Below are 22,376 nucleotides of genomic sequence, written 5' to 3' on the forward strand. Positions count from 1 at the left end.
AACGGGGGAATTTTTAAGATGAAACAAACAAAATTATTGGCTTTAATTTCCGCTTCGGCTGTCTTATTAACGGTGACAGCAGCTTGTGGAAATAAACAGCCAGCAGCGCAAGCTACTAAGCATCAAATATTGAAAGTAGTCGTGGCGGCTGAAGTTCCGACCATTGACTCGGCCAAGAGTTACGATGTGGTTAGTGATGATCAAATTTATAATTTCCAACAAGGACTTTATCAACTTGGTAACAAGAATAAGATTATCCCAGCGATTGCGACTAAGTTACCTACAATCAGCCATGACGGGCTCACCTACACGATTCACCTGCGCCATAATGCTAAATGGAGTAATGGAACGCCAGTAACTGCGGCCGATTTTGTCTACGCATGGCAGCGGGTGGTTAATCCTAAGACGGCTTCGCAGAGTGCCTCCAAATTTTTTGATATTGCGAATGCCAAAGACATTTCGCTGGGAAAGAAACCAGTTCGTGAGTTAGGGGTGGCGGCGCATGGCAAGTATGAGTTAACGGTTAAATTGGCGACAGCGAACCCATACTTCCTCAATAGTTTGACGGAAACAAATTTCTTCCCACAGAATAAGGCCTTCGTTGAAAAGGCAGGTAAGAAATACGGCAGTTCGGCTAAGTATATGCTTGCTAATGGACCGTTTGAATTGAAAGATTGGACGAGTACGAGTCTAAAATGGCATTATGTAAAAAATCCAGATTACTATGGTGCAAAAAAGGTCCACTTGGCGCGGATTAATGAGTCCGTGGTTAAGAGCACCTCAAGCGCGACCGATTTATACAACAGCAAAGCGGCCGATGTGATCCCATTATCTGGTGATTTTGTTAAACAGTATCAAAATAAACCTGGTTATAAAAAGGTTTCGACGTATGGGGTGTCGAATATCGAAATTGATTTAACTAATGAGCAACATCCTGAATTGGCTAATCGTAATTTCCGAAAAGCACTCTTCTATGCGGTTAATCGTCAACAGTTTACTCAAGACATTTTACAAGATGGTTCAACACCTAATACAGGCTACCTAGCCCGAGGAAACACGGTTAATCCGAAAACAGGGAAGGATATTAATGATGAGTTAGGTAAGGAAACCTATTACAATCGGACCAAGGCCCGTCACTATTTGAAATTAGCGCAAGATCAGTTGCACCAAAAGACATTTACGTTAAAGCTGCAGAGTGCAGATACTGATACTGGCAAACGGGTGACTGAGTATTTGCAATCAACATTGTCGAAAAATCTTCCTGGCGTCAAAATCGAGACGCAAAACATTCCAGCTAAGAATTTGTTTGCTTCGTTGATGTCTTATAACTTCCAACTTACGACAGGCGGTTGGGAAGCAGAGGCCGATCCAGCAGTCGTGTTGGAACAATTTACAACTGGCTACGCGCACGATCATGGTGGCTACAGCAATCCAACATATGATCGGCTCATCAAAGATGCTGAAGGCAAGGACGCGGCGAACGCGTCCAAACGTTATCAAGACCTTAAGCAGGCGCAACAAATTTTGCTCAATGATGCTGTTGTAATTCCGCTGTATCATTCTGCCAATAGTTATCTCATAAATCCACAGGTGAAAGGCATTCAGACCCATTCATTCGGACAAATACTAGATTTTACGAACGCTTACTTTAAAAAATAGCGAGCAAAATTGTATCGAAGTATAATTAAAGATGACGCCATTTCCAAAGAAATTCAGGAAATGACGTCATTTTTGGTGAGCTGCGTCAGCCTGATCCTTGCTAGTGCTCGGAATCGAAGCGGCTGACTGCACTCTGAGTTAATTTGGCTTAGTTTTTTGGTGTTGGATCGTCTTGCTCTTGCTCAATGATGTCATGACCGACCCGGTCCATAATCCGGCGTAATTCATTGGCATCGTGTTCACCGATAATGTCTAACCAGTTGGAGAAACGTTGTAAAATAACGGCGTTAATTTTCACGGTGAGTGCTTCACCAGTCGATGTGAGATGTAAATAAAAAATGCGACGATCCACTTCGCTTCTGGCTTGAAGAACATAATTTTGATTCATTAATATTTTGAGTTGTCTGGAAATGGCCCCCTTGGTTACCCCACGTTTTTTGGCCAATTCTGAAACAGCCAATTGTTGACCGTTGGCAAGATCACGCATCATTAAAAATTGCTCAAAAGAGATGCCATATTCTTTCATCGGTTCGGAAACGAGATCACCAATATATTTAAAAGTCGTCATGTAGAGCGAGATATATTGCTCTAACATTGCCTGTTTATCCATGTCGTTAACAAGCCTCGTTATTTTTTAATTTATTGTCGTTTATGATATTGCCATTCTAACATCAGCAAACGGTACTTGACATAGCTATTGGAAAAGTAGATAGTGATACTCATTCAAATAGTATATGCCATATACCGTATACACCATACATTAACAAGGGGCGTTTGAGATGTCAAAAATGAAATCAATGTCACATTGGGTCAAATTAGGCCTTCTAACAATTGGCTTGCCATTAGGCCTGCTAGCTGTATCACTTAGCTTAGTAAAGTATGAACAAGTCCATGAGTTACAACATATCGACGTGGCCTTAGTTGACCACGATAAGGCGGCCGACTTTAAAGGAAAACAAGTTGCGATTGGGAGTGCCGTCCAAAAACAATTGGTAAAAAATCATACGGTGCATTGGCATTTTGTTACTGAAGCCAAGGCGAATCGGGAATTGCGTCAAGGACACTATTTAATGAAATTGACGTTACCTAAAAATTTTTCCAAAAATGTGACGTCGGTTTTAAACCGTCATCCACGCCAAAGTGAAATTCAAGTGGCGTTGTCAGATCATAATAACTTCGCTTCACACATGATTACCAAACAAGTCGCCGATACCATTCGCGGCAATGTGATTCAAAATGTGCAAGTTTCTTATGATCAAGCATTGCTAGGGGTTGTTAAACAAATGGGATCGGGCATTAAACAAGCTCACCATGGCACACAACAGCTCAGTGATGGCGCCAATCAGTTAGACGCCGGCGGCCAAAAGCTTAGTCAAGGATTACGTTTGCTGGCGGATAACATGGTGACATTTAAAGCAGGGAGTGAACAATTAGCTAGCGGTATCGGTACTTATACGGCTGGTGTGAGTCAATTAGCAGTAGGTAATAATCAATTAGCGGCTGGTCTAGGTGCGCTTAATCAGGCGACAGGACCCTTAGGTGTTGGCGTAAGTCAATTAGCAGCAGGTAGCGGACAACTGGCCAATGGTATTAACGCGTACACCAATGGAGTAAGTGCGATCAACAATGGAAACGGTCAGTTGCTAGCCGGATCGGCTAAACTTCGCGACGCATTGGCAGGTGCTGCCGGTGAAATTAATCAAGAATTGGCCGCTGGACAACCGAATCTTAACCGGATAAACGATGGTATTATTCAAGTCAAACAGGGAATTACTGAGCTTAATCAAGGTGTCAATGGGTCGACAGTTAATCTTGATGAAGGCGCGTTGAAACAAGACTTACTTAGTGTCCGTGACGCGGCAACTGGTGCTGGTATGCAATTACAAACTGCTGGTACCAATTTAGGCGTTCTTAACGATAAGGTGTTTTCGACCGGAAATTCGGCCTCTGTTGCCAGTCAATTGACGGTAGCTGGCCGTAATTTAACGGATATTAAAGCGATGATACCAGCCCTCATGAAGAATCCGGCTTTACTCGCTGCAATGAAGCAAGACCCGCAGCTGATGGGCCAGTTGTTGAGTCTATCCAGTAAATTGACGGCTGTGGGGACCTCTGTGGCTAATAGTGGTCAAAGTTTAAGTGAGGGAGGTAACGCGGCACTCCAAATGAAAGCGAGTTTAGGTGCAGCGGGTAACTCGCTGTCAGGCATTTCGGAACCAATGAAAGACGTTCAAAATCAATTGGAGGGTCTCAGTGGACTCGCGCCACAAATTGCCCGACTTAAACAAGGGATTAACCAACTTGCTGATGAGCAACAAGGTGCCCCTGCAGTGTTAAATGGCGCACAGACCGCGATTACAACCTTGCAAAATGGATTAGTGACGGTTGAAACCGCGCTTACACGCCAAGGTAATTCATTAGATACGATGGGTGCTGTCCAAGCGATGAGTCAACTACGTGATGGGCTCAAGCAGGTAGCGGATGGGTCTAATCAATTAGCTACCCAGAATGGCAAGCTCACGAATGGTGCACAAGCAGTTAGTGGTGGTTTGGCCCAATTGAATGACCAGGTGCCAACTTTGACTGCTGGGGTAAATCAACTAGCCGTGGGTGCTCAGCAAGCAGCTGCTGGTGGTCAGCAGTTAACGGCCAATAGTGACAAGCTAAATGATGGGGCAGCAAAACTGACCTCAGGCGCTGGTCAGTTAGGACAAGGTACAAATCAATTGAATGATGGTGCTGGTCAGCTTGGCAATGGCTTGGGTCAACTAAATGGTGGCTTAGGACAATTAAATCTTAAATTGGCAGATGGTAGTCGCCAACTACAAACGATTAATGGTGGTTCTGGTAATGTCAAACAAATGGTGACGCCAATCAGTAATCAAATGCAGCACGATGCATTGAATGGTCCGTTAGTTTCCGTGTTCGCACCAATGCTGGCGTTGTTTATTTCATTTATCGGGGCGTTGATTATCGTCGTTGCTGATCGTCGACGATCAGCAACGTCCGATCAAGCTTTGGGCATGCGCTGGTTGAAAATTACTGGTTTAATTGTTTTACAAGCGGTAGGTACGGTCTTGGTTTTAAAATTGATGGGGGCTACTTTAGCTAATATCATGGTAACCATTGTCCTACTAATCCTTAGTGGCTTAGCTTTTACCGTAATTAATGAGTTATTATTCCGCTGGTTACATGTTTGGGGATTGTTACTAACTGGGTTACTGTTATTCCTGCAACTGATTATTTCTGGTGGTTTACTGCCTAACGCAATGTTGTCGACGATGTATCAGCTCTTGGCTAAAGGTTTACCGGGGACATACTTGTTGCAAGGCCTAGCATACAGCATCAATGGTTTGGCAGTTAATATTTCATCCAGTATTTTGATGTTAGTTGGCTTTATCATCATCTTTGGTTTAGGTCTCCTATTAACGTTTAATCACGATCGAGTGACTGAACCTGAAGCAGTGCAAGACTAGTGACGGATAAATATAATATGAGTTTTTATCAGTGAAATTTGCTGAAAACTGGCTGTTTCCCACTTCGGGAAGCAGCCAGTTTTTTTTCTGATTCAAGGTGTTATTTGATTAGTTTTAAGTAATGAATGAAAAAACAAATCTGGAACAGAAGTTATGATCTGGTTACGCGGTTTAATAAACGTTAAATAAATTGCCACAAGTGCTGAATTTGTTTGCTTTCTTATACATAATAATTACGTTATTTTAATTATTAGATAAATCTTTATAAGGAGTGATGAGATGAAGCCGAAGTATATGATTCACTCGGTCAGTAATGAACAGGTAGGTAACTATGGATGGGGAATTGTCTTGTGTTTGTTACTGCTTTTTGTGGTAAGTATGGCGACGCTTTATGTTGCTTGTCTGCACGACCTTAGACCAATTAGCGTCAGCAAAACATTGCTTATGCAAGGAGTGTGGTACGTCTTAGGAGCCAGCGTTGCAGCGATTGTCATGCGGTTGAGTGAGACACAATTAACTCGGTGGGCGCCGCTTGGTTATTTTTGTGGTTTGGCCTTACTAGTATTGGTTTTATTTTTTTATAGTCGCGCCTATTTTGTGCAAACCGGCGCTAAAAGTTGGTTTGCCTTTGGTCCGGTGACCTTTCAACCAGCAGAAGTCATGAAACCAGTCTTCATTTTGATGATGGCACGCCTATTAGTTAAGGATCATCATAACGGGCCTCATCTTAGTTCAGCAGATGACTGGCACCTCCTAGGTGTCATGGTTTTATATACATTACCGGTTATTGTAATGCTAAAGCTGATTAACGACTTTGGCACTACGATGGTCTTTATGGCGATGTTCGTTGGTTTTCTCATCATATCTCAATGTCGACCTAAATTTTTATGGCGACTGGGACTAATTGGCGGCACTATCGGAGCATTGTTGCTATGGGCGGCCACGTCTAATCGTGGGCAACAACTGTTAAGTTATGTGGGTTTTCAGCCATATCAATTTGCCCGAATAAATGCTTGGCTAAACCCCAGTGGTGATCAGGCTAATCAGAGCTATCAGTTATGGCAAAGTATTAAAGCGATCGGTTCTGGTGGTGTATGGGGTAGCGGTGTTCACCATCTCGTCTATGTGCCTGTTAGAGAATCTGACATGATTTTTTCGGTTGTTGGTGAAGTAACAGGCTTTATTGGCGGGCTCGGTTTGTTAATGATTTTTATGTATTTGTTTTATCTGATTATTCGCTCCGCACTAGTTAGTAAGCGCCTCTTTTATGTCTATGTTGCTACTGGAGTGGTGTCAATGCTGTTATTTCATACTTTTGAAAACATCGGCATGACCATTGGTTTGTTGCCCTTAACTGGGATTCCGCTCCCCTTTATCAGTCAAGGAGGATCAGCATTGATTGGGAACTTCATTGGGATTGGCCTTGTTTTATCTACTCAATACCCAGATGTTCGCTCCATTTTCGCCACGCCAGGGAAGTTTCGTTAAACGGTTGAGGAGGTTGGAAAATGGGTAAAAAGGCACAGCTTGATTTATGGATTGCGATCCCTTACGTGGTATTGAGCCTGATTGGTATTGTGATGGTTTATTCGGCCAGCGTCAATATTGGTGGCTTAAATCTAGCAACGGCGGCCCTACATAAACAAGTCTTTTATGTGTTGTTAGGATTTGGCGTGGCAAGTGGTGGTTACGCGATTAAATTACAAGTACTTCGATCTTGGCACGTACTGTTAGGTTTTGCGGCGGTGGTGACGGGGACGCTTATTTTAGTGTTGCTTGTCGGTGGGACTGTCAACGGGGCTAAAAGTTGGCTGATGATTGGTCCCATCAATGTACAACCTGAGGAGTTTTTAAAACTCTTTATTATTATTTTTTTTGCGAATTATTTGAGTAGCCATCTTGCTTCAAATCAACAACATTATTGGCATCATGTAAAACCAGCCTTGATACTACTTTTTATTCAAGGATTGCTTGTATTGGCTCAACCGGAAACAGGCGGTTTTGCCATTAACATGAGTTGTATTTTAATTATGGTTCTGGCGAGTGGACAATGGCGACATGCACCAACCGTGATTATCAGTGGTTTATTCGCGATGTATATCGTCATGATCGTGGTTTTAGATCATGTGAACGTACACAGTGCTTTTTGGTTACATCATTACCAATTACAACGGTTTGCCGCCTTTGTTGATCCATTTGGTACGCGACGCACGATCGGTAATCAGTTAGTTAATTCCTACTTGGCAGTTAGTAATGGCGGCTTGTTTGGCTGCGGATTAGGTGCAGGTATTCAAAAGCAAGGCTATTTACCTGAGCCTAATACAGATTTTATTCTTGCTGTGATTAGCGAGGAGTTGGGCGCCGTTACAGTCTTGATCATATTAATTATTTTGGGGGTACTTGTCGGTCATCTGATTCGGTTGGGGAATCGATCATCGACGATATTTGAACGATGCTTTTGTTTTGGTTTTGGCACTTGGATCACAGTCCAAACGTTATTTAATGCCGGCGGGGTTATCGGTGCCCTGCCAATAACCGGTGTTACATTGCCATTCATTAGTTACGGCGGCTCTTCAACACTTGCGTTAGCTGGTGGCATTGGCATTGCCCTCAATATATCCCGGCATTATCGGCTTAAATCGGGCAATACTAAATGGTGAGCAGCTAAATTTTCATAATTATTTAATTATAGTAATTATAAAGAAAAAGTAAATAATTGGTAAATTTGGGCACGATTTTGGCGTTTGCCGTTGACGGTCAATTTTTACGGCATTAGGATGGGGCTGTTGATTCCGGAATCAATAATTATTAGGTTGCAATTAGGTGAGGTTACTTTAAGAACATAGGTTATCGCCCAGAAATGTCGAGAGACAGTAATGAGTAAAGCAGAAATTGCCGAATTAAGGCTTTTTCAAGATAACTAGACATGTCTTACGTCTTAAAGTGCTAAAACTCAATGAATGCGCTGGTTTAGATATCGCGGTCCATTTTTGTTTTACGACTCATCAGCTAGTTGTTGCTGATGGGTCGTTTTTGTTTGGCTAGACGGGTCGGTTGCTTGTGCCTAGCTGAGACTTGGCCAGTGTCACAGTCCATGAATGGCTGAGTCTCTACTAGTACTTGAACAACACCTGGCCTGTTTTTCCGTGAGTTTTTGTCTCACCCAAGCGGAGCTTAGCGAAAGAAGGGAATTATCATGATGAGATTACAAGAAACCAAAAAAAGGCACTCCGCTGCGGGTACATTTGTTTTGCTTGGGATTAGTATGGGGCTGCTAGTCATGGTGGGCTGGTGTGTGGCTCGAATGGACGTTCCATTAGGTCAGTTACCTACACAACATTATTTAGATACGGTGCGGCAGGGCAGCTACTTTACCTTAGCCAATTTAGCAGAAGCCTCGTTGAGAACGACGACACGATTGTTTATCGGCCTAATTTGGTCACTATTATTCTCAATTATCTTTGGTGTTCTGGCAGCGCGATGCAAGCCGGCTCGGCACGTCATTTTGCCATTAGTTAATTTATTGGAATCCGTTCCGCTGTTAGGTTTTTTAACATTCACCACAGCGTGGTTCATGGGATTGTTTCCCAATAATGTCCTCGGTGTGGAAGCTGTCGCGACCTTTGGTGTTTTTACCGCTCAGGCATGGAACATCATGCTATCGCTTTATCAATCGCTACGGGTGACTCCACATGAGCTTCTGGAGGTAACTGATCAATTTGGTTGTAATCAGTGGCAACGTTTTTGGCGATTGGAGTTACCTTATGCGACACCGGGAATTTTATGGAATGTCGTCATTTCTCAATCGGCCGCTTGGTTTGCTCTTGTTGCCTGCGAACAAGCATCGGTTGCGGTGCCGCGAACAGAAACATTCATTTTACCGGGGATTGGTTCTTATTTACAGATTGCTTTAGATCGATCTAATTTTGGCGCGGTTCTAAGTGCAGTTGCAGCGATGGTCATTTGTGTTTTGGTCGTAAATGTGCTCATTTTTCAGCCTTTGATTAAAGCGACAGCCAACTACAAATACGGCACTAGTAGTGCGGAATCATTTTCCCCGCAATCAGCTATTTATGATTTATTGAAGGGGGCCAAGTTACCAAGCGACAGCCAACGTTTGGGCCGATCAATCAGAACCTGGTGGCTATTCACGCTACCGCAAACTTGGATCATGAGGCAGATTACAAGAACAATTCGTCGTTTGAAAAGGTTAGCGACACTGTGGACGATCTTATGGTATGGCGTTTTAACCGGGTTAATAACTTGGTTGGCTGTTTTTTTGGCTGGCTATTTAGACTGGCCTAAATGGCAAACCTTGCTTGATTGGACACTGCTGACAACAGGACGCGTCGTGTTAGCTGTGATTATGTCCGCGGTGATTTTCATTCCGTTGGCGATTTGGGTAGCCAGTACGCCTACCCGGTTGAGCCGTATGCAACCAATCGGACAAGTGGTTGGTTCAATTCCATCTGATGTCTATGTACCGATCGTGGTTGTCATCATTGCGGTAACTGGTTCTAGCCATCAATGGTGGGTGTTGCCACTGATCATGACTGGGACGCAGTGGTATTTCTTCTTTAATGTCATTGCTGGCTATCTTGCGATTCCAAATGACATTCATGAGGTCACCCATGTTTTTCACTTAACCGGTTGGCGATGGTGGATCCAATTTCTCATTCCATCCATCTTTCCTTATCTCATTACAGCGATTATTAACGCTGCTGGAGCTGCTTGGAATGCGGATATTGCCGCTGAGTTAATTACATGGGGCACTAAAACATATGCCATTTCCGGTCTGGGTGCTTACGTTGCCAAAAATGTTGATAATAAACCAGCTGAGGCAACCGGTGTCTTGATTATCTGTGGCATGGTTGGCCTTTGCGTCATCTTTGTTTGGCAGCCGCTGTATCGGTTTGCCGAACGACGATTCCATTATTGAGTAAGGAGGGTGTTTGCAATGAAAAACGATGTTTTATTAACAGTGGAACGCGTGTCAAAAACGTTTGTTCAACGGGAACAGGCAGCGGAAAAAACGGTCTTAAATAATATCTGTCTACAGGTGTCAGGACATCAATTTGTCAGTATTTTAGGTCATTCAGGTGTCGGTAAGTCAACGCTATTGCGCATGATTGCTGGGCTGATGCAGCCCACATCTGGTGTTGTGACCTTTGAGCATCAACTTGTAACTGAACCCAGTCGCCGAATGAGTATGGTGTTTCAAAATTTTGCACTCTTTCCTTGGTTAACCGTACGCAAAAACATTTCCTTTGGTTTGGAGGGACAACCAGGGTTAAGTAGGCAAGCGATTAATGACCGCGTAACACAGCTAATCGAATTGATTGGTTTAGTTGGATTGGACGATGTTTACCCTCATGAGTTATCAGGCGGCATGAAGCAACGCGTGGGGTTTGCCCGAGCATTAGCTGTAAATCCAGACTTACTTTTACTTGATGAGCCGTTTTCCGCATTAGATGTATTAATCGGTCAGCAGCTCAGCCAAGACTTCATTCGATTGTGGGAGCAAAATTTACTTCAAACCCAATCCATTATTATGGTGACCCACAATATCGAAGAAGCGGTGCGATTATCGGACGTGGTCTATGTTTTAGGTGGCACACCGGGTGAGGTTGTGCGAGTTTATTATCTCAATCAACCTAGAAACGAACGGACAATGCAACAAATTATGCAGAAAACGATTGAAATCACGAATCAATTTAAACACGATATGCAGTCCGAATAAGAACGGGGGAATTGGAAAGATGAATCGCCTTCAAATGCACAATCAACGGCGTAAGCGATTAATTACGCTTGTCATAACGCTTTGCTGTTTAATTCTCATTGCTTTTACGGTTGAAGGAATTCAATTTTTCCGGATGCTACATTCTTTTCATGAAAAGAATGTGATTGAACGGCGCCAGCCTTTAGCCAAACAGTCAGTGACAACATTTTTATTGCTCGGTTTAGACAATAGTGGCAAACGGCGGCTTTCAACGACGCGTACCGATGGCATGATGGTGGCGGTTGTTAATCGACATACGAAAACGATCACGTTATGTAGCCTATTGCGGGATACCTTTACAAAGATTTATTCGCAACAATATCATGGATACCAGCGAATTGAGGCAGCATATACCTATGGTGGCGATGCCGCTGCAGTAGCGACAGTGGAACACTTTTTGAAATTACCAATCGATTATTACACTACAGTTAACTGGGATGGTTTTATTAAAGCGATTGATGACGTTGGTCCGCTCAAAGTGAAAGTTGATCGACCTTTCGTTGGACAAAGTTATTGGGGCCGACCGGTTAAATTTAAGGCTGGAATGCAACCAATGAGTGGTGCGAGAGCATTAGCATACGCTAGAGAACGGCATGTGGATAATGATCAATATCGTGGTTTTCGACAGCAAGCCGTCTTATGTGCATTGATTAAGCGATTAAATCAAGGACAGCTCGTGACCCATGGTAATCAAGTCATGCACGATTTAAAGGGGCAGTTACGAACGAACCTGACTGAAAGCGAATTGGTTAGCTTGATGAAGCAGCATGCAGCATTCCAACATTATCAGATAAAGCGGCTGACCTTCCAGTGGCGAACATTTGATACGAGTGGGCGTAGTATGGTCGAAGTTTATCCAGATAGTCAGGACCATGTGGCTCAAGAATTACAAGCCGCCGCTGGGCTGCGACGGCCACTACCTGATCGACCGTTCTTAACTAACGGACATTATCGTTACGCGACTGATGAAACAGTTCAGACGATCGCCAGCGAAAGGAAGGAAGATACTGCTTACGGGCAACTCCATACTTATGTTGGTCATGCTGGTAACACCAAAACAGGCCGATTACCGATTGAAGTGCAGCTTGAAAATGGTTTCAGAGCATCGGATCAGACAAGCACGAACTACCGTGTTCGATGAATATCATCGCCAATGATTCCCACCAGGAAGAGGGGGAGTAGTAAATGAAATAAAGGGGGGATGTAAATGCAAACGGAATTCCACACAAAAAGAGAATTTGGGCTTTTCTTGACGTTTATTGGTGGTGCGATGGACGCATTTACATTTATTAAATACAATGCTTTTCCGGTTGCGCAAAGTGGCAACTTGATTATCGGTATTTACGATCTATATAACCGTAATGTTGCACAGGCAATTTATAAATTTGCGGCAGTAATCGCTTTTTTCGCCGGAGTTGTCTTTACTAATTTGTGCCGACTCTTTGTGGAACAACGATTGAAAGATGATCGATTTTATCTGAGCGTGCTCGTTATTGAAGCAATTACATTTGGGATTGTTGGGCTCCCAATGGTGATTTTGCACCTGCACCTTGTACTACCCGTGATTGCTTTTGTTGTGTCGATGCAGTGGACACTGTTTAACACGATGGAAGGTCAGAGTTATGTCAATTTGTATGTGTCAGGAAATATTAAAGGATTAGCTTCTGAAGTCGTTTTGTTCCTATTCGGCAAGGCAAACTTGCAAAATTTAGGACGCTATTTATTACTAACGATCTTTTTTGTTCTTGGCGCTATCAGTGCGTCATTAATGTTATGGATTGGTGGTGGCTCACTAGCGGCTTTCTGGATTGGCGGCTTATTTTTAGGCTTGACTGCGGTAGCTTGGTCAACGATTTGAGGGGTGTCTAAATTTTTCAGGTACTAGACCAAGATGATCAGATTATCAAAATTATCCGTGGTTAAGTACGGCCGCATAGCTCAAAACATCTAGACCAATTTGCGTATGATCGCTACTTTATTGTCAATTGTTCATCATAAATTATTGCGCAATTTGTTTATTATTGGGCGCGCTTCAAATTGATTTGTGATCGACATTTTACTGATTAATTTCCATAAAGTGGCGTTTTTTGTCTCAAAATGAGGAACCTGCTGCGCATGGTGAGGTTGGTAAATCTATGCTAGCCTAACTTCATTGAAAGGAGGGTGTTTATGATTTCGAAAAAGTTAGCTACGACGTTGTTGTTACTTTCTAGTTTTGGAATGATGGGGGTTACAGGAACTAATGTAGCTCGGGCTGACAATTACTTGCCAGCGCAGGCCAACACAGAACCGAATGGAGATACAGGAACGGCAACGGGGAAGTCTGATGCGGTAGTCAATGTTTTGACGGGGTATCTGGTCCTCGAAGCAGTGCCAGATATGAACTTCGGTGGAACGGTTCAAACAGCCAGTCCGGTTAAAGGCTTGCCATTGATTAGTAACCAAGGAATTATTGATGATGACGGGAATAACGCTGGGTTGTTAAAAGTCACTGATTCACGGACGCCTGGTGCTAAAGGTGAGGGGCATACGTGGAAGTTAACTGCTGCAGTTGATAAATTTACGTCACAAGATCCTAAATTTGCTGGCGGAAATGACTGGCAGATTAATTTGAAACAGAAAAATGGGCGGAATACCGGTAATGGTATGCCATCATTGCTTACACCGTCGCTGATTTCTAACAATATGGCTCAAACGGTTATCCAAGCAAACGAGGGTAGAGGGAGTAACTCCACGTTGGTTTACTACGACAAACCACAAACAGCCAGCTTAGATATGCCTGGAAACATTCCAACTGGTCAATATAGTGCACCAATTACTTGGACGTTAAACGCAGCCGTCACTGCGGAAAGTAATTAAGGTAATTACCTGTCTTAGGGGGATTGTTGTTAACAGCAATTCCCTTTTTGTTAAATTTAATGACCTAATATGGAGACGAGTTATGGAAATTGGGGGGCATTATCAAGCAATTAATTTACACAAAGTATATGGCCTATTGATCCTTGCCTTAGCAATGTTATGTCAGGTGATCGTTGCGCGAGCGGATACCCAGACTGACCCAGGAATTAATCTTGCGTTGGCCCCTGTTTATCCCCAAAACCAACTGATGAAAAATAACATTTTCGATGTGCACGTGGTTCCGCGGCAAAGGCAGAAATTAACGCTAAAAGTAATCAATTTAGCTAATCGTGAGCAAACAATTAAAGTTATCCCGCGAACAGCTTATACAAATGATGCTGGCATTATTTCTCTGGATCGCCAGCGAATTCCGGCAGATAAAACATTGAAGCAGCCGTTTAGTCATTTAGTGGTAGAGAAAAGCCAGCGACGTAAACTGACTCCTAGAAAAGTCCAATACCTAACCTTTACGGTTAAAGTGCCTAAACGTCGCTTTGAAGGCGTCGTTGTTGGTGGTTTTTACGTTCAAGTGCTTGCTAAAAAAGGCCATGATCGGCATAAAGGCATCACGATTAACAATCGTTTTGCTTACGCCATGCCAGTTGTTTTAAAAGAGCAGCAGCAAACTGCTCGACCAAAATTACGGTTAGGTTCAATTAAAAAGCCGTCTAAATTACGTCAAAAAATCGTCGTAAAAAGTGTTTTACACAATCTGCGACCAGCCATTATTAGCGGCATGAAAATCGATTCAACTATCAATCGGAAAAAAGATGGTAAAAAGGTTGGCCAGACACATGTCAAGAATTACGAAATGGCGCCTAATTCCAACTTTTCATTCACCAATCATTGGCAGAATAAAAGCATTTTACCTGGTACTTATCGTTTACGAATCGATGCTAAAGCGGTCAATGGTCGATGGCACTTAGAACGGGATTTTCACATTACGTGGCGTGATTCATTAGGTTACTACAATCAGGCACACCCATCAGTAAAGTACATTCTTTTGGGATTATTACTCCTGCTGTTGCTATTAATTATTGTGCTGGTTTATCGACGTCGGCAGCGTGAACAGTCAGGTAATCGCCAGGGGTAGCGCACGAATGAACTTTGTAATGATGAAGTCAGGTGAAATCAATATGAAATTCACAAAGTCAATGTTTGATAAGACAGTAATTGTTATCTTGAATTTATTAACGGCTGGGTTAGTCGGACTGTCAATCACGACAACGATTTTTGCGAAAGAGCAGGCCACCGAAACTTCCATGAGTCAAACAAGTGGTACAGGCACGTCGGATGATTTAATTAGCGGTGATTCAAAGTCTAGCCTCGTTAAGGATCCATTAGCGGACCTTAGTTCTAATCTTGAAACACAGCCGCGACAATCGCAAAACGAAGCTAAGTCGCGGGTCAAACGTGATGTGGGTGCACAAACTCAGCTAAAAAATGTTGGCGAACATGCGTGGTCCGATTTTCAACCAGTATTCGTGGATGGAGTCAGTCAGGTACCAAGTATTCAATCAAATAACGTGGCAGTTCCTGGTAAGAATGCATTTACGCCGTTATTGACTAAGGACACCCGTTATTATGATGAAAAGACGGGTATGCAGCTACCAAATGGGATTTCGCCGGCATATCCGGGTCCTTACGCGATGCGGGTGACGCACATTGGATATTACAAGGGTCAAGAGCTAGATATGATTTACACGATTTTGGCTTCTCGAAGCGATAAAACGATTCGTAATGCAACGATGTATACATTCACCGCTGGTTGGCATGTGCCAGATAAGTTCCTATTTCAAAGCACATTTGGTGGGGGGCTTAAGAGCGGCGCGAGCTATGTAAATACGGTTCAATTCGTGAAGGCGGGGACGAATACACCGGTTCAGGTTTCAGGAACTTGGACGTATGGGGCGCTTTCTTGGAATAAATTTAGTGTTATGAATATGAATCAGTATGACGGTGGTCGAGGTCCAGCAGACAGTAAGATTTTATTTTATGATGCCAAGGCTTACAACGAGACGGGAGCTCTGTATATTACTGCTAATCGCGGTACTGGTGATAGTACACAAGCAACATCACGATTTTCAGAACAATTTACAACCGATAAAGACGGGATTTACTACATGATTATTCAAAAGCCAAGTAGTTACGTCTCACTGGATGTTGCCTATACGAGTCTATTTCCAGCAGCGATATCGCCTGTTGATTTACCAGACCCTGAAATAACCGGCGTAGATAATAAAAACAAAGATCAGCAATTTAAAATCAGCTGGGATGCCATTCAAACATTGCCCAACCAACCCAGTTCTGCTGCGCTTAATGCATTTAAGTTAACGGGTGATTTACCCCCCTTGGCTAATATAAAAGAAAATGGCATCACAATTAATGATGTCACGACTGGTACCGATCTTACAGGACAGTTTAATATCACAGTCGCCGATGGGAAGTATCAATTAGTTGCTCGAGTACCTAGTGCTTTGATGAACCGGGTGATCAAAATTAGCTTTTCAGGCAAACTAGATGTCAATGATCCAGAGCTATTGAAACACTTAACAACCGATCCAGATGGAGATCCTGCCATTAAATTGGATGCTTCAATTAGCAATGATTACATTTTGTTTGCTCAACATTACATCTCGCCGGTTCATAAGAGTAGTGCCTATGTTGGGTGGTCATTCTCCGGTATTCAAATCGAGCCCGCCAAAATGCTTAATTTTGGCAATGTTTTTTCCGCCGGTCGCTATAGCCTCCATGAGGTACCTAATCCAGTCGTAAAAGTGGTTGATAATCGGCTTAAAAAAACGGCAGCCCAGTTAGAGTTATCTCAAGTAACGCCAATTATCAATAACAACGCGCAAGAAGCCTTGAATGCCCGCTTGTTAGCGCCCGCAGTTACTGGCGAATTAACACCTTTGACCGCAGACCCATTAATTGTCGAAAAAAGCCGCGGGGCACTGCCTAACCTCGTTTGGAATGGTCATCAGGGGAAAGCACTTCAATTGATTTTGAATCAAATGCCGAATACGACAGGTCAATTCCAAACCACGCTTGACTGGACCGTTCGCTCCGGTGATTAGTTGCTTAAAGGTGAGTAAAATGCGCATTAGGTTCATTGTGACTTGCTTGACGTTAATAACGGTAATGCTATTTGTGGGAAATTATGTTGTTACTGCGGCTGGAAAAGACTCGTTTAGTGTGATGCCGCTTCAATATGGCCTACCACAAAAGCGAAGCGTTACGGATTATTATTCACTCTTCGTGAAAGGTGGGCATGAGTATCAGGTTACTGCGCTCATTCATAATAACGGGAAACATCAGTTAGTTGTTAATGCGCGTTTGCTTGGATCAGCAACTAGCGCAAAGGGGACGATTACGTACCATAACCGATCTACAGGAAAATTAGGCAAGCAAAACAGCTTTCGTCGTTTTATCATCGGTCCGACTAGTAAGCAAATTAAAGTTAAGGCCCATGGAAATCAAATCGTGACGTTTCATTTGAAAGCGCCAAAATATCGACATGGAACTTATTTAGGAGCACTGGCTGTTTCTGGCACGGTTCATTCAAATGAATTAGTGCGAAATCGCGTTACGTATCTTAAAAGTATTGAGCTATCTTACAGTCACATTTTATGGAAGAATCGGCGGCTTAATCTGCGAATGAGAACGCCGGTTAAACATGGTGTACGGCAATTGATCGTTGTTAATGCTAAAGCGCGAATTATCAGCCATGTAACCTTGACAATTCGGACCCGTACTCATGGACGGATATTGTATCGGCAACGTGATTTTAGTATGGCTCCGCTAACTAAATGGCAGGTTCCTCTAGGGAAGAAGGGGGCAGCGGGTCATGAATCGATGGTTGTAACCTTAACGAAAGGCCACCGCACATTGGCTAAGATTCACGAATGGGGATGTAAGTAAAACTCGATTGAAAATAAAGCCATCACGGCTAAAAAAATTGTTGGAGGTGCCGGATGCAGTTTACAGAGTTATTAAGTAAACAGGACCAAAAAATGATGACCCTGTTAAAAGCAATTGTTTTAAAAGGCATCACTGATAAACGGGTTCTCAGCGAAACAATGCGATGTAGTAGTCAAACGATTAACCGGCTGATTGTTCAGATCAATCATACGTTTGGCGATCAGGGTTGGTCACTGGAGCAAAGCGTGCATCATGTTTTTTTAAAAAACAAAGCTGATATTGTTAACCTTAATAAGTCGTTGGCATTTCTCATGCGACGTTCAACAAAATTTATCGTTTTAAACGCGATGTTCCATTGTGAACAAACAAAAACGAATGTTTATACCCGATTATTTTTGAGTAAGACTGAGTATTATCGTCAGGTCCAACAATTAAACAAGACCTTATCTAGTTTAGGCTTAGTCATTCATCAAAAAAATTTAATTGGGCCATTAAGTCAGCAAGTTTTTCTATTTTACGAGTTATATGACTTGTTGTTAACGGCCAGTGATAACGTAACAGAAATAGCTGTTACGAATGATGAACGGCAATGGGCAGTAGCGTGTTTGGCGTTGGTTAATGAACCGGCGACAAAGATTAAAACGGGTCGGCTAGGCCTTTTCCTTAAAGTTTTAAAGCGATTTGATCGAGATCATTATGAAAAGCATCGACCGATTCCGTGGTTATCGCCGATGAATCAATTGATGAGTCAGCTTCAAATCGCCGGGAATTTACACACAGCGGATCAACCGATTGAGGCCACGGAAATTCTGACAGTTTTCATCATTTCGCGGCTAGTTAGTGTTGATAACCCTGTTTTAGATCAATGGCAAGCATTTTGCGAACGGCATATTAAAAAAATTACGCAAAATGTCAATCAAACGATGCGAACGTTATTTTATCGGAAGTCAGGACCGGCTGAAGTGTCTAAAGCGGTTTTGCAGATCATTACCTTTTATTACTATGTTCCTGGTGGAATTGAGGCTTACGTTACTGATGTCTATCAGCGGTATCCACGTAAATTATTAGAAGAAACGTTTCAGGCAATTGAGCAGGCGCTAACGACTTACGTCTTGCCAAAATCGAGTTTATCGCGACCATCGACGAAGATCATCATTAGTTTATATACGGATTTGTTCTTATATAAATTAGCTAATCTAAATGTGGAAATTACGATTGGAATATTCGTTAAAAAATATTCAGCTACGTTGGTATTAAGCTATGTGTTGGATTTGATTCATTTATTCACACAATTAGGTGCACAAGTTAAATTACTTCAGGATTGGTCAGATGGGGCTGCCTGTGACTTAGTGGTGACGGATAAACAGATTGTTGACCAAGAAAATTTGTCCACGGAACTGGTTGAATTTAAGGGACATGTGACTGACTTAGACGAAGTCCCAGAAATTGTTAACGACATATTTATCGACAAATACTTAACCAAACTTTTTAAGATGTAATCAACAATATTGGGTGACGTTGCAATGAAGCAGATAAATATGCTCAATGTTGGGGTGATCTGATTGATACATGAACCAGTTTCAAAAAATGGAGGACATGAATCACGCCCAGTCTAAAGTGTTTGCGGAGTATAATGCGGGCTAATGTATTCTCGTATGTCTTGGCTAAGAGTTGGATGCTAATTTTTGTTGGAGATTCCAAGACATCAAAAAGACTAACCAAAATTAGCGAGTACCTTTCCCAGCAACATTTAAGTTCAGCGGATAGAGTGAATTTTTAAGTGAATTGATTTGCCTTTTCCAATGACGTTATATCAGGAAAGGCAAACAATTGAGCGAAGGTGTGCCCAGTTTGGTTACACCTTTGTTTTTGTGCGCAATTGTCTATTTTTTAACCTAGCGATACTTAGTTTTATTTTGATGAATTTCAATAAAACTCAACGATGATTTATTTAATGTACAAAAAAAACCAGTAATCACGGCGTTTTATCGCATCGTGAAAACTGGTTAATCGTCTTTGATGGATCGCCAGGGGATCGAACCCTGGACCCACGGATTAAGAGTCCGTTGCTCTGCCAGCTGAGCTAGCGATCCATATCAATTCAACTTGTATATAGTATCATACGCTCCCCAAGGCTGACAATAACTTTTTCAAAAAAATTTCACGTCATCTAATTGATTGACTAAATAAGTTGTTTGAGGGACGCATGCAGTGGTACTCACAAGATTTTACATAGGTTGATAGTTGAGACGATGAATCAGCCACTGGTTATTGTAACGATCACAAACTAAACGATCAGAAACCAGTGTCATCGTAAATGTATAGGGTTCAGTTAAATGATTTTCCGTTTCAATCATCACGTGACCGTGAACTAAAGCAACGAGGTCTAATGAAGGAATATCGATGCTCAGATCCGTTAGTGATTGGATTCGGTTAAGCTGGTTAGATTGTAGTAACTCTAAAATTGCAGCACGCCCAGCGCGTTCTTGATGCTCAAAACGAATATAAGATTCTTCGCAGAAGAAATCAGTGACGAAGTTTGCGTGAACAGGTTGATTCAATGAATCGAAGTAGTGCTTAACGGTTTTGTGAACCATGACGTGGTTAAGTTTGTTTTGCGCGTGAATCTTTTTAGTGTCAAACATCATTTTTGACCCCCTTAAACGATCAGCAAGCAATTAATGGCATGGTTTATTTAATGATTACAGTTTAAGTGGTTCACTAGTTGCAAACGAGGAAAAAACCGACTAATTGGTAAAAAGGCGACATTTTGGGGAGAAAACTTGATGAAAGATCGACGGGCAATAATTGAAGGTGAACTGGGTCGCTTAATGACCATCCAGCTAGTTGAAATTGATGGGCATGGTCAAATCAAGGGGCAGTTAGCGGGGATCGAGTTGGATGAGGTTGCTTGGGGTTTTTTAAAGGAGGCACCAAAAAAGGTTGTAGGTCGACAAGTGGTGTTGCTGGAGAGTTCGACGACACATCGACATGGATTTTGTTTTCGTTTAAGCGAGCAACGGATCTTATGTGGGATCGCAATTTCAAATATGAAGTTGGCACAATTGCGTTTGAGTGCACTTTGTCTGTATGTGGCGCTCCTAGGGTCGATTCCAATTCTAATGCGATCGATAGTGGTCGCTGAACGTCAAAAAAATACCCAACCACTTTATCACCTGTTAATGGCGATTAGTCAGCGAGATTGGGGAATGGTTAAGCAAGTAATGGCTCGCCAGTGGGATAAAGTGACGAAGGGGCGACAACAAACGATTGGATTGTCTTTTCTTGTCGGATTGGTCTTTGGCCGGCAATTGGAGAATGGTGCGCCCATCCAGCGCTATACCAATAAAGTAGCACACTGGTGGCAACGTATACAACGGGACCAGCTAGTAATCAAACAGGTACAAGAGGCGCTGTTTGATGAGTTAAACATGATGGCAGAAGGAGATTTAAGTCAGCATGGTGATCAACTGATTAATCGGATCAGTGAAGATGTCGACCATCATTTGATGACACGCCTAACCGTTGCTGACATTGCGACTCGACTAGGACGCTCAAAGGATTATCTCTCACGCCATTTTCATCAGCAGACGGGATGGACATTGAAGCAATATATTTTGCAACGCAAGGTGCTTTTGGCCAAACAGTTATTGGGAAAACAGTCGATCATGGATGTCGCCTATGACTTACATTTCAGTGATCAGAGCCATTTTGCGAAAGTTTTTCGGCAAATAACGGGTGAATCACCGAAACAATATCAACAGGAACATTGCTAGTGGACTCAGCCGATACCGGCCCTCAACGTGAAGCTGCATGTCTGTGATATAATGTAGAAAGTTGCCGTAAGTTACATTACGGCGTTGGCCGTGAATTAAAATCAATTACAGACCCTGTTGGAGGGGAATTTGCATGAGTAAAATTTTAGTAGTCGATGATGAGAAACCCATTTCCGATATCATTAAATTTAATTTGGAAAAAGAAGGATACGACGTTGTAACCGCTGCTGATGGCGAAGAAGCCATTGAAAAGGTTGATGAAGAGCAACCCGATTTGATCCTGCTTGATTTGATGTTACCTAAAATCGATGGCTTAGAAGTTGCGCGCCGGGTTCGGACTAAATATACGACGCCGATCATTATGGTGACCGCCAAAGATTCAGAAATCGATAAAGTGTTGGGACTCGAATTAGGCGCAGATGACTATGTGACAAAACCATTTTCGAATCGCGAGTTAGTTGCGCGAGTGAAAGCAAATCTACGTCGTCAAGATACTGTAGTTAAGAATTCTGCAGCTGCTGAATCGGAGTCAAACACGATTGAGGTCGGTGATTTAAAAATCGATCCAGATGCTTATATGGTGTCTAAACGTGGTGATGATATTGAACTGACTCACCGTGAGTTTGAATTGCTTTATTATTTAGCGCAGCACATTGGACAAGTGATGACACGTGAACATTTACTACAGACAGTCTGGGGATATGATTACTTCGGTGACGTGCGGACCGTTGATGTGACGATGCGGCGGTTACGGGAAAAGGTCGAAGATACACCTAGTCATCCATCGTGGTTAGTTACGCGTCGTGGGGTAGGTTACTACCTGAGAAACCCGGAAACTGACTAATCAGAAATTGAGGAGCTCTTCTG

Annotated in this window: 17 protein-coding genes, 1 tRNA gene and 1 riboswitch; of the genes, 15 read left to right on the forward strand and 3 right to left on the reverse strand. The window is 42.7% G+C overall.

Annotation, left to right across the window (positions count from 1 at the left end; genetic code table 11):
- The first annotated feature begins 18 nt into the window (after positions 1–18).
- On the forward strand, positions 19–1,659 hold the full coding sequence (locus ACKTR2_RS03440) for a peptide ABC transporter substrate-binding protein (RefSeq protein WP_407882627.1): 1,641 nt from the start codon (positions 19–21) through the stop codon (positions 1,657–1,659).
- Positions 1,660–1,807: 148 nt separating this feature from the next.
- On the opposite strand, the gene ACKTR2_RS03445 is transcribed toward ACKTR2_RS03440, so the two are convergent.
- Positions 1,808–2,269: a MarR family winged helix-turn-helix transcriptional regulator gene (locus ACKTR2_RS03445; RefSeq protein WP_407882628.1), complete on the reverse strand. Its 462-nt coding sequence runs from the start codon at positions 2,267–2,269 to the stop codon at positions 1,808–1,810.
- A 169-nt stretch (positions 2,270–2,438) separates the two neighbouring features.
- Here ACKTR2_RS03445 and ACKTR2_RS03450 point away from each other — a divergent pair, with 169 nt between their 5' ends.
- From ACKTR2_RS03450 to ACKTR2_RS03505, 12 genes are all read left to right on the forward strand, one after another.
- Entirely contained in the window at positions 2,439–5,135 is a 2,697-nt protein-coding gene (locus ACKTR2_RS03450; protein ID WP_407882629.1) for a YhgE/Pip family protein, read from the forward strand.
- Between the two features lie 279 nt (positions 5,136–5,414).
- Positions 5,415–6,623 carry an FtsW/RodA/SpoVE family cell cycle protein gene (locus tag ACKTR2_RS03455; RefSeq protein ID WP_407882630.1) on the forward strand — a complete coding sequence of 403 codons (1,209 nt, stop codon included), beginning with the start codon at positions 5,415–5,417 and terminating at the stop codon, positions 6,621–6,623.
- Between the two features lie 20 nt (positions 6,624–6,643).
- Positions 6,644–7,795: an FtsW/RodA/SpoVE family cell cycle protein gene (locus ACKTR2_RS03460; protein ID WP_407882631.1), complete on the forward strand. Its 1,152-nt coding sequence runs from the start codon at positions 6,644–6,646 to the stop codon at positions 7,793–7,795.
- Positions 7,796–7,943: 148 nt separating this feature from the next.
- Positions 7,944–8,106, forward strand: a riboswitch (M-box (ykoK) riboswitch).
- Positions 8,107–8,331: 225 nt separating this feature from the next.
- Positions 8,332–10,074, forward strand: coding sequence for an ABC transporter permease subunit (locus tag ACKTR2_RS03465; RefSeq protein ID WP_407882632.1), 1,743 nt, complete (start codon positions 8,332–8,334; stop codon positions 10,072–10,074).
- Between the two features lie 18 nt (positions 10,075–10,092).
- Positions 10,093–10,875, forward strand: coding sequence for an ABC transporter ATP-binding protein (locus tag ACKTR2_RS03470; protein WP_407882633.1), 783 nt, complete (start codon positions 10,093–10,095; stop codon positions 10,873–10,875).
- A gap of 19 nt (positions 10,876–10,894) precedes the next feature.
- Positions 10,895–12,055, forward strand: a complete 1,161-nt coding sequence (locus tag ACKTR2_RS03475; protein WP_407882634.1) for an LCP family protein — start codon at positions 10,895–10,897, stop codon at positions 12,053–12,055.
- A 66-nt stretch (positions 12,056–12,121) separates the two neighbouring features.
- The gene (locus ACKTR2_RS03480) at positions 12,122–12,772 is read left to right on the forward strand and encodes a YoaK family protein (protein WP_407882635.1); all 651 of its coding nucleotides are present in this window, start codon (positions 12,122–12,124) and stop codon (positions 12,770–12,772) included.
- A 311-nt stretch (positions 12,773–13,083) separates the two neighbouring features.
- On the forward strand, positions 13,084–13,773 hold the full coding sequence (locus ACKTR2_RS03485) for a WxL domain-containing protein (protein ID WP_407882636.1): 690 nt from the start codon (positions 13,084–13,086) through the stop codon (positions 13,771–13,773).
- 82 nt (positions 13,774–13,855) lie between these two features.
- Positions 13,856–14,905, forward strand: a complete 1,050-nt coding sequence (locus ACKTR2_RS03490; protein ID WP_407882637.1) for a DUF916 and DUF3324 domain-containing protein — start codon at positions 13,856–13,858, stop codon at positions 14,903–14,905.
- Between the two features lie 7 nt (positions 14,906–14,912).
- Positions 14,913–16,889 (forward strand): hypothetical protein, encoded by a 1,977-nt coding sequence (locus tag ACKTR2_RS03495; protein ID WP_407882638.1) that lies wholly within the window; start codon positions 14,913–14,915, stop codon positions 16,887–16,889.
- 19 nt (positions 16,890–16,908) lie between these two features.
- Positions 16,909–17,733, forward strand: a complete 825-nt coding sequence (locus tag ACKTR2_RS03500) for a WxL protein peptidoglycan domain-containing protein (protein ID WP_407882639.1) — start codon at positions 16,909–16,911, stop codon at positions 17,731–17,733.
- A 53-nt stretch (positions 17,734–17,786) separates the two neighbouring features.
- Complete coding sequence (locus ACKTR2_RS03505; RefSeq protein WP_407882640.1) at positions 17,787–19,232, forward strand: helix-turn-helix domain-containing protein; 1,446 nt, start codon at positions 17,787–17,789, stop codon at positions 19,230–19,232.
- A 521-nt stretch (positions 19,233–19,753) separates the two neighbouring features.
- Here ACKTR2_RS03505 and ACKTR2_RS03510 read toward each other — a convergent pair.
- Positions 19,754–19,826 (reverse strand) — tRNA-Lys (locus ACKTR2_RS03510).
- A gap of 135 nt (positions 19,827–19,961) precedes the next feature.
- Entirely contained in the window at positions 19,962–20,381 is a 420-nt protein-coding gene (locus ACKTR2_RS03515) for a hypothetical protein (protein ID WP_407882641.1), read from the reverse strand.
- A 138-nt stretch (positions 20,382–20,519) separates the two neighbouring features.
- Between ACKTR2_RS03515 and ACKTR2_RS03520 the strand changes: the two genes are divergently transcribed.
- On the forward strand, positions 20,520–21,509 hold the full coding sequence (locus ACKTR2_RS03520; RefSeq protein ID WP_407882642.1) for a helix-turn-helix domain-containing protein: 990 nt from the start codon (positions 20,520–20,522) through the stop codon (positions 21,507–21,509).
- A 133-nt stretch (positions 21,510–21,642) separates the two neighbouring features.
- Entirely contained in the window at positions 21,643–22,353 is a 711-nt protein-coding gene (gene yycF / locus ACKTR2_RS03525; protein ID WP_407882643.1) for a response regulator YycF, read from the forward strand.
- Positions 22,354–22,376 lie beyond the last annotated feature (23 nt).

The sequence above is a fragment of the Furfurilactobacillus curtus genome (assembly GCF_045862785.1).
Lineage (GTDB): Bacteria > Bacillota > Bacilli > Lactobacillales > Lactobacillaceae > Furfurilactobacillus > Furfurilactobacillus curtus.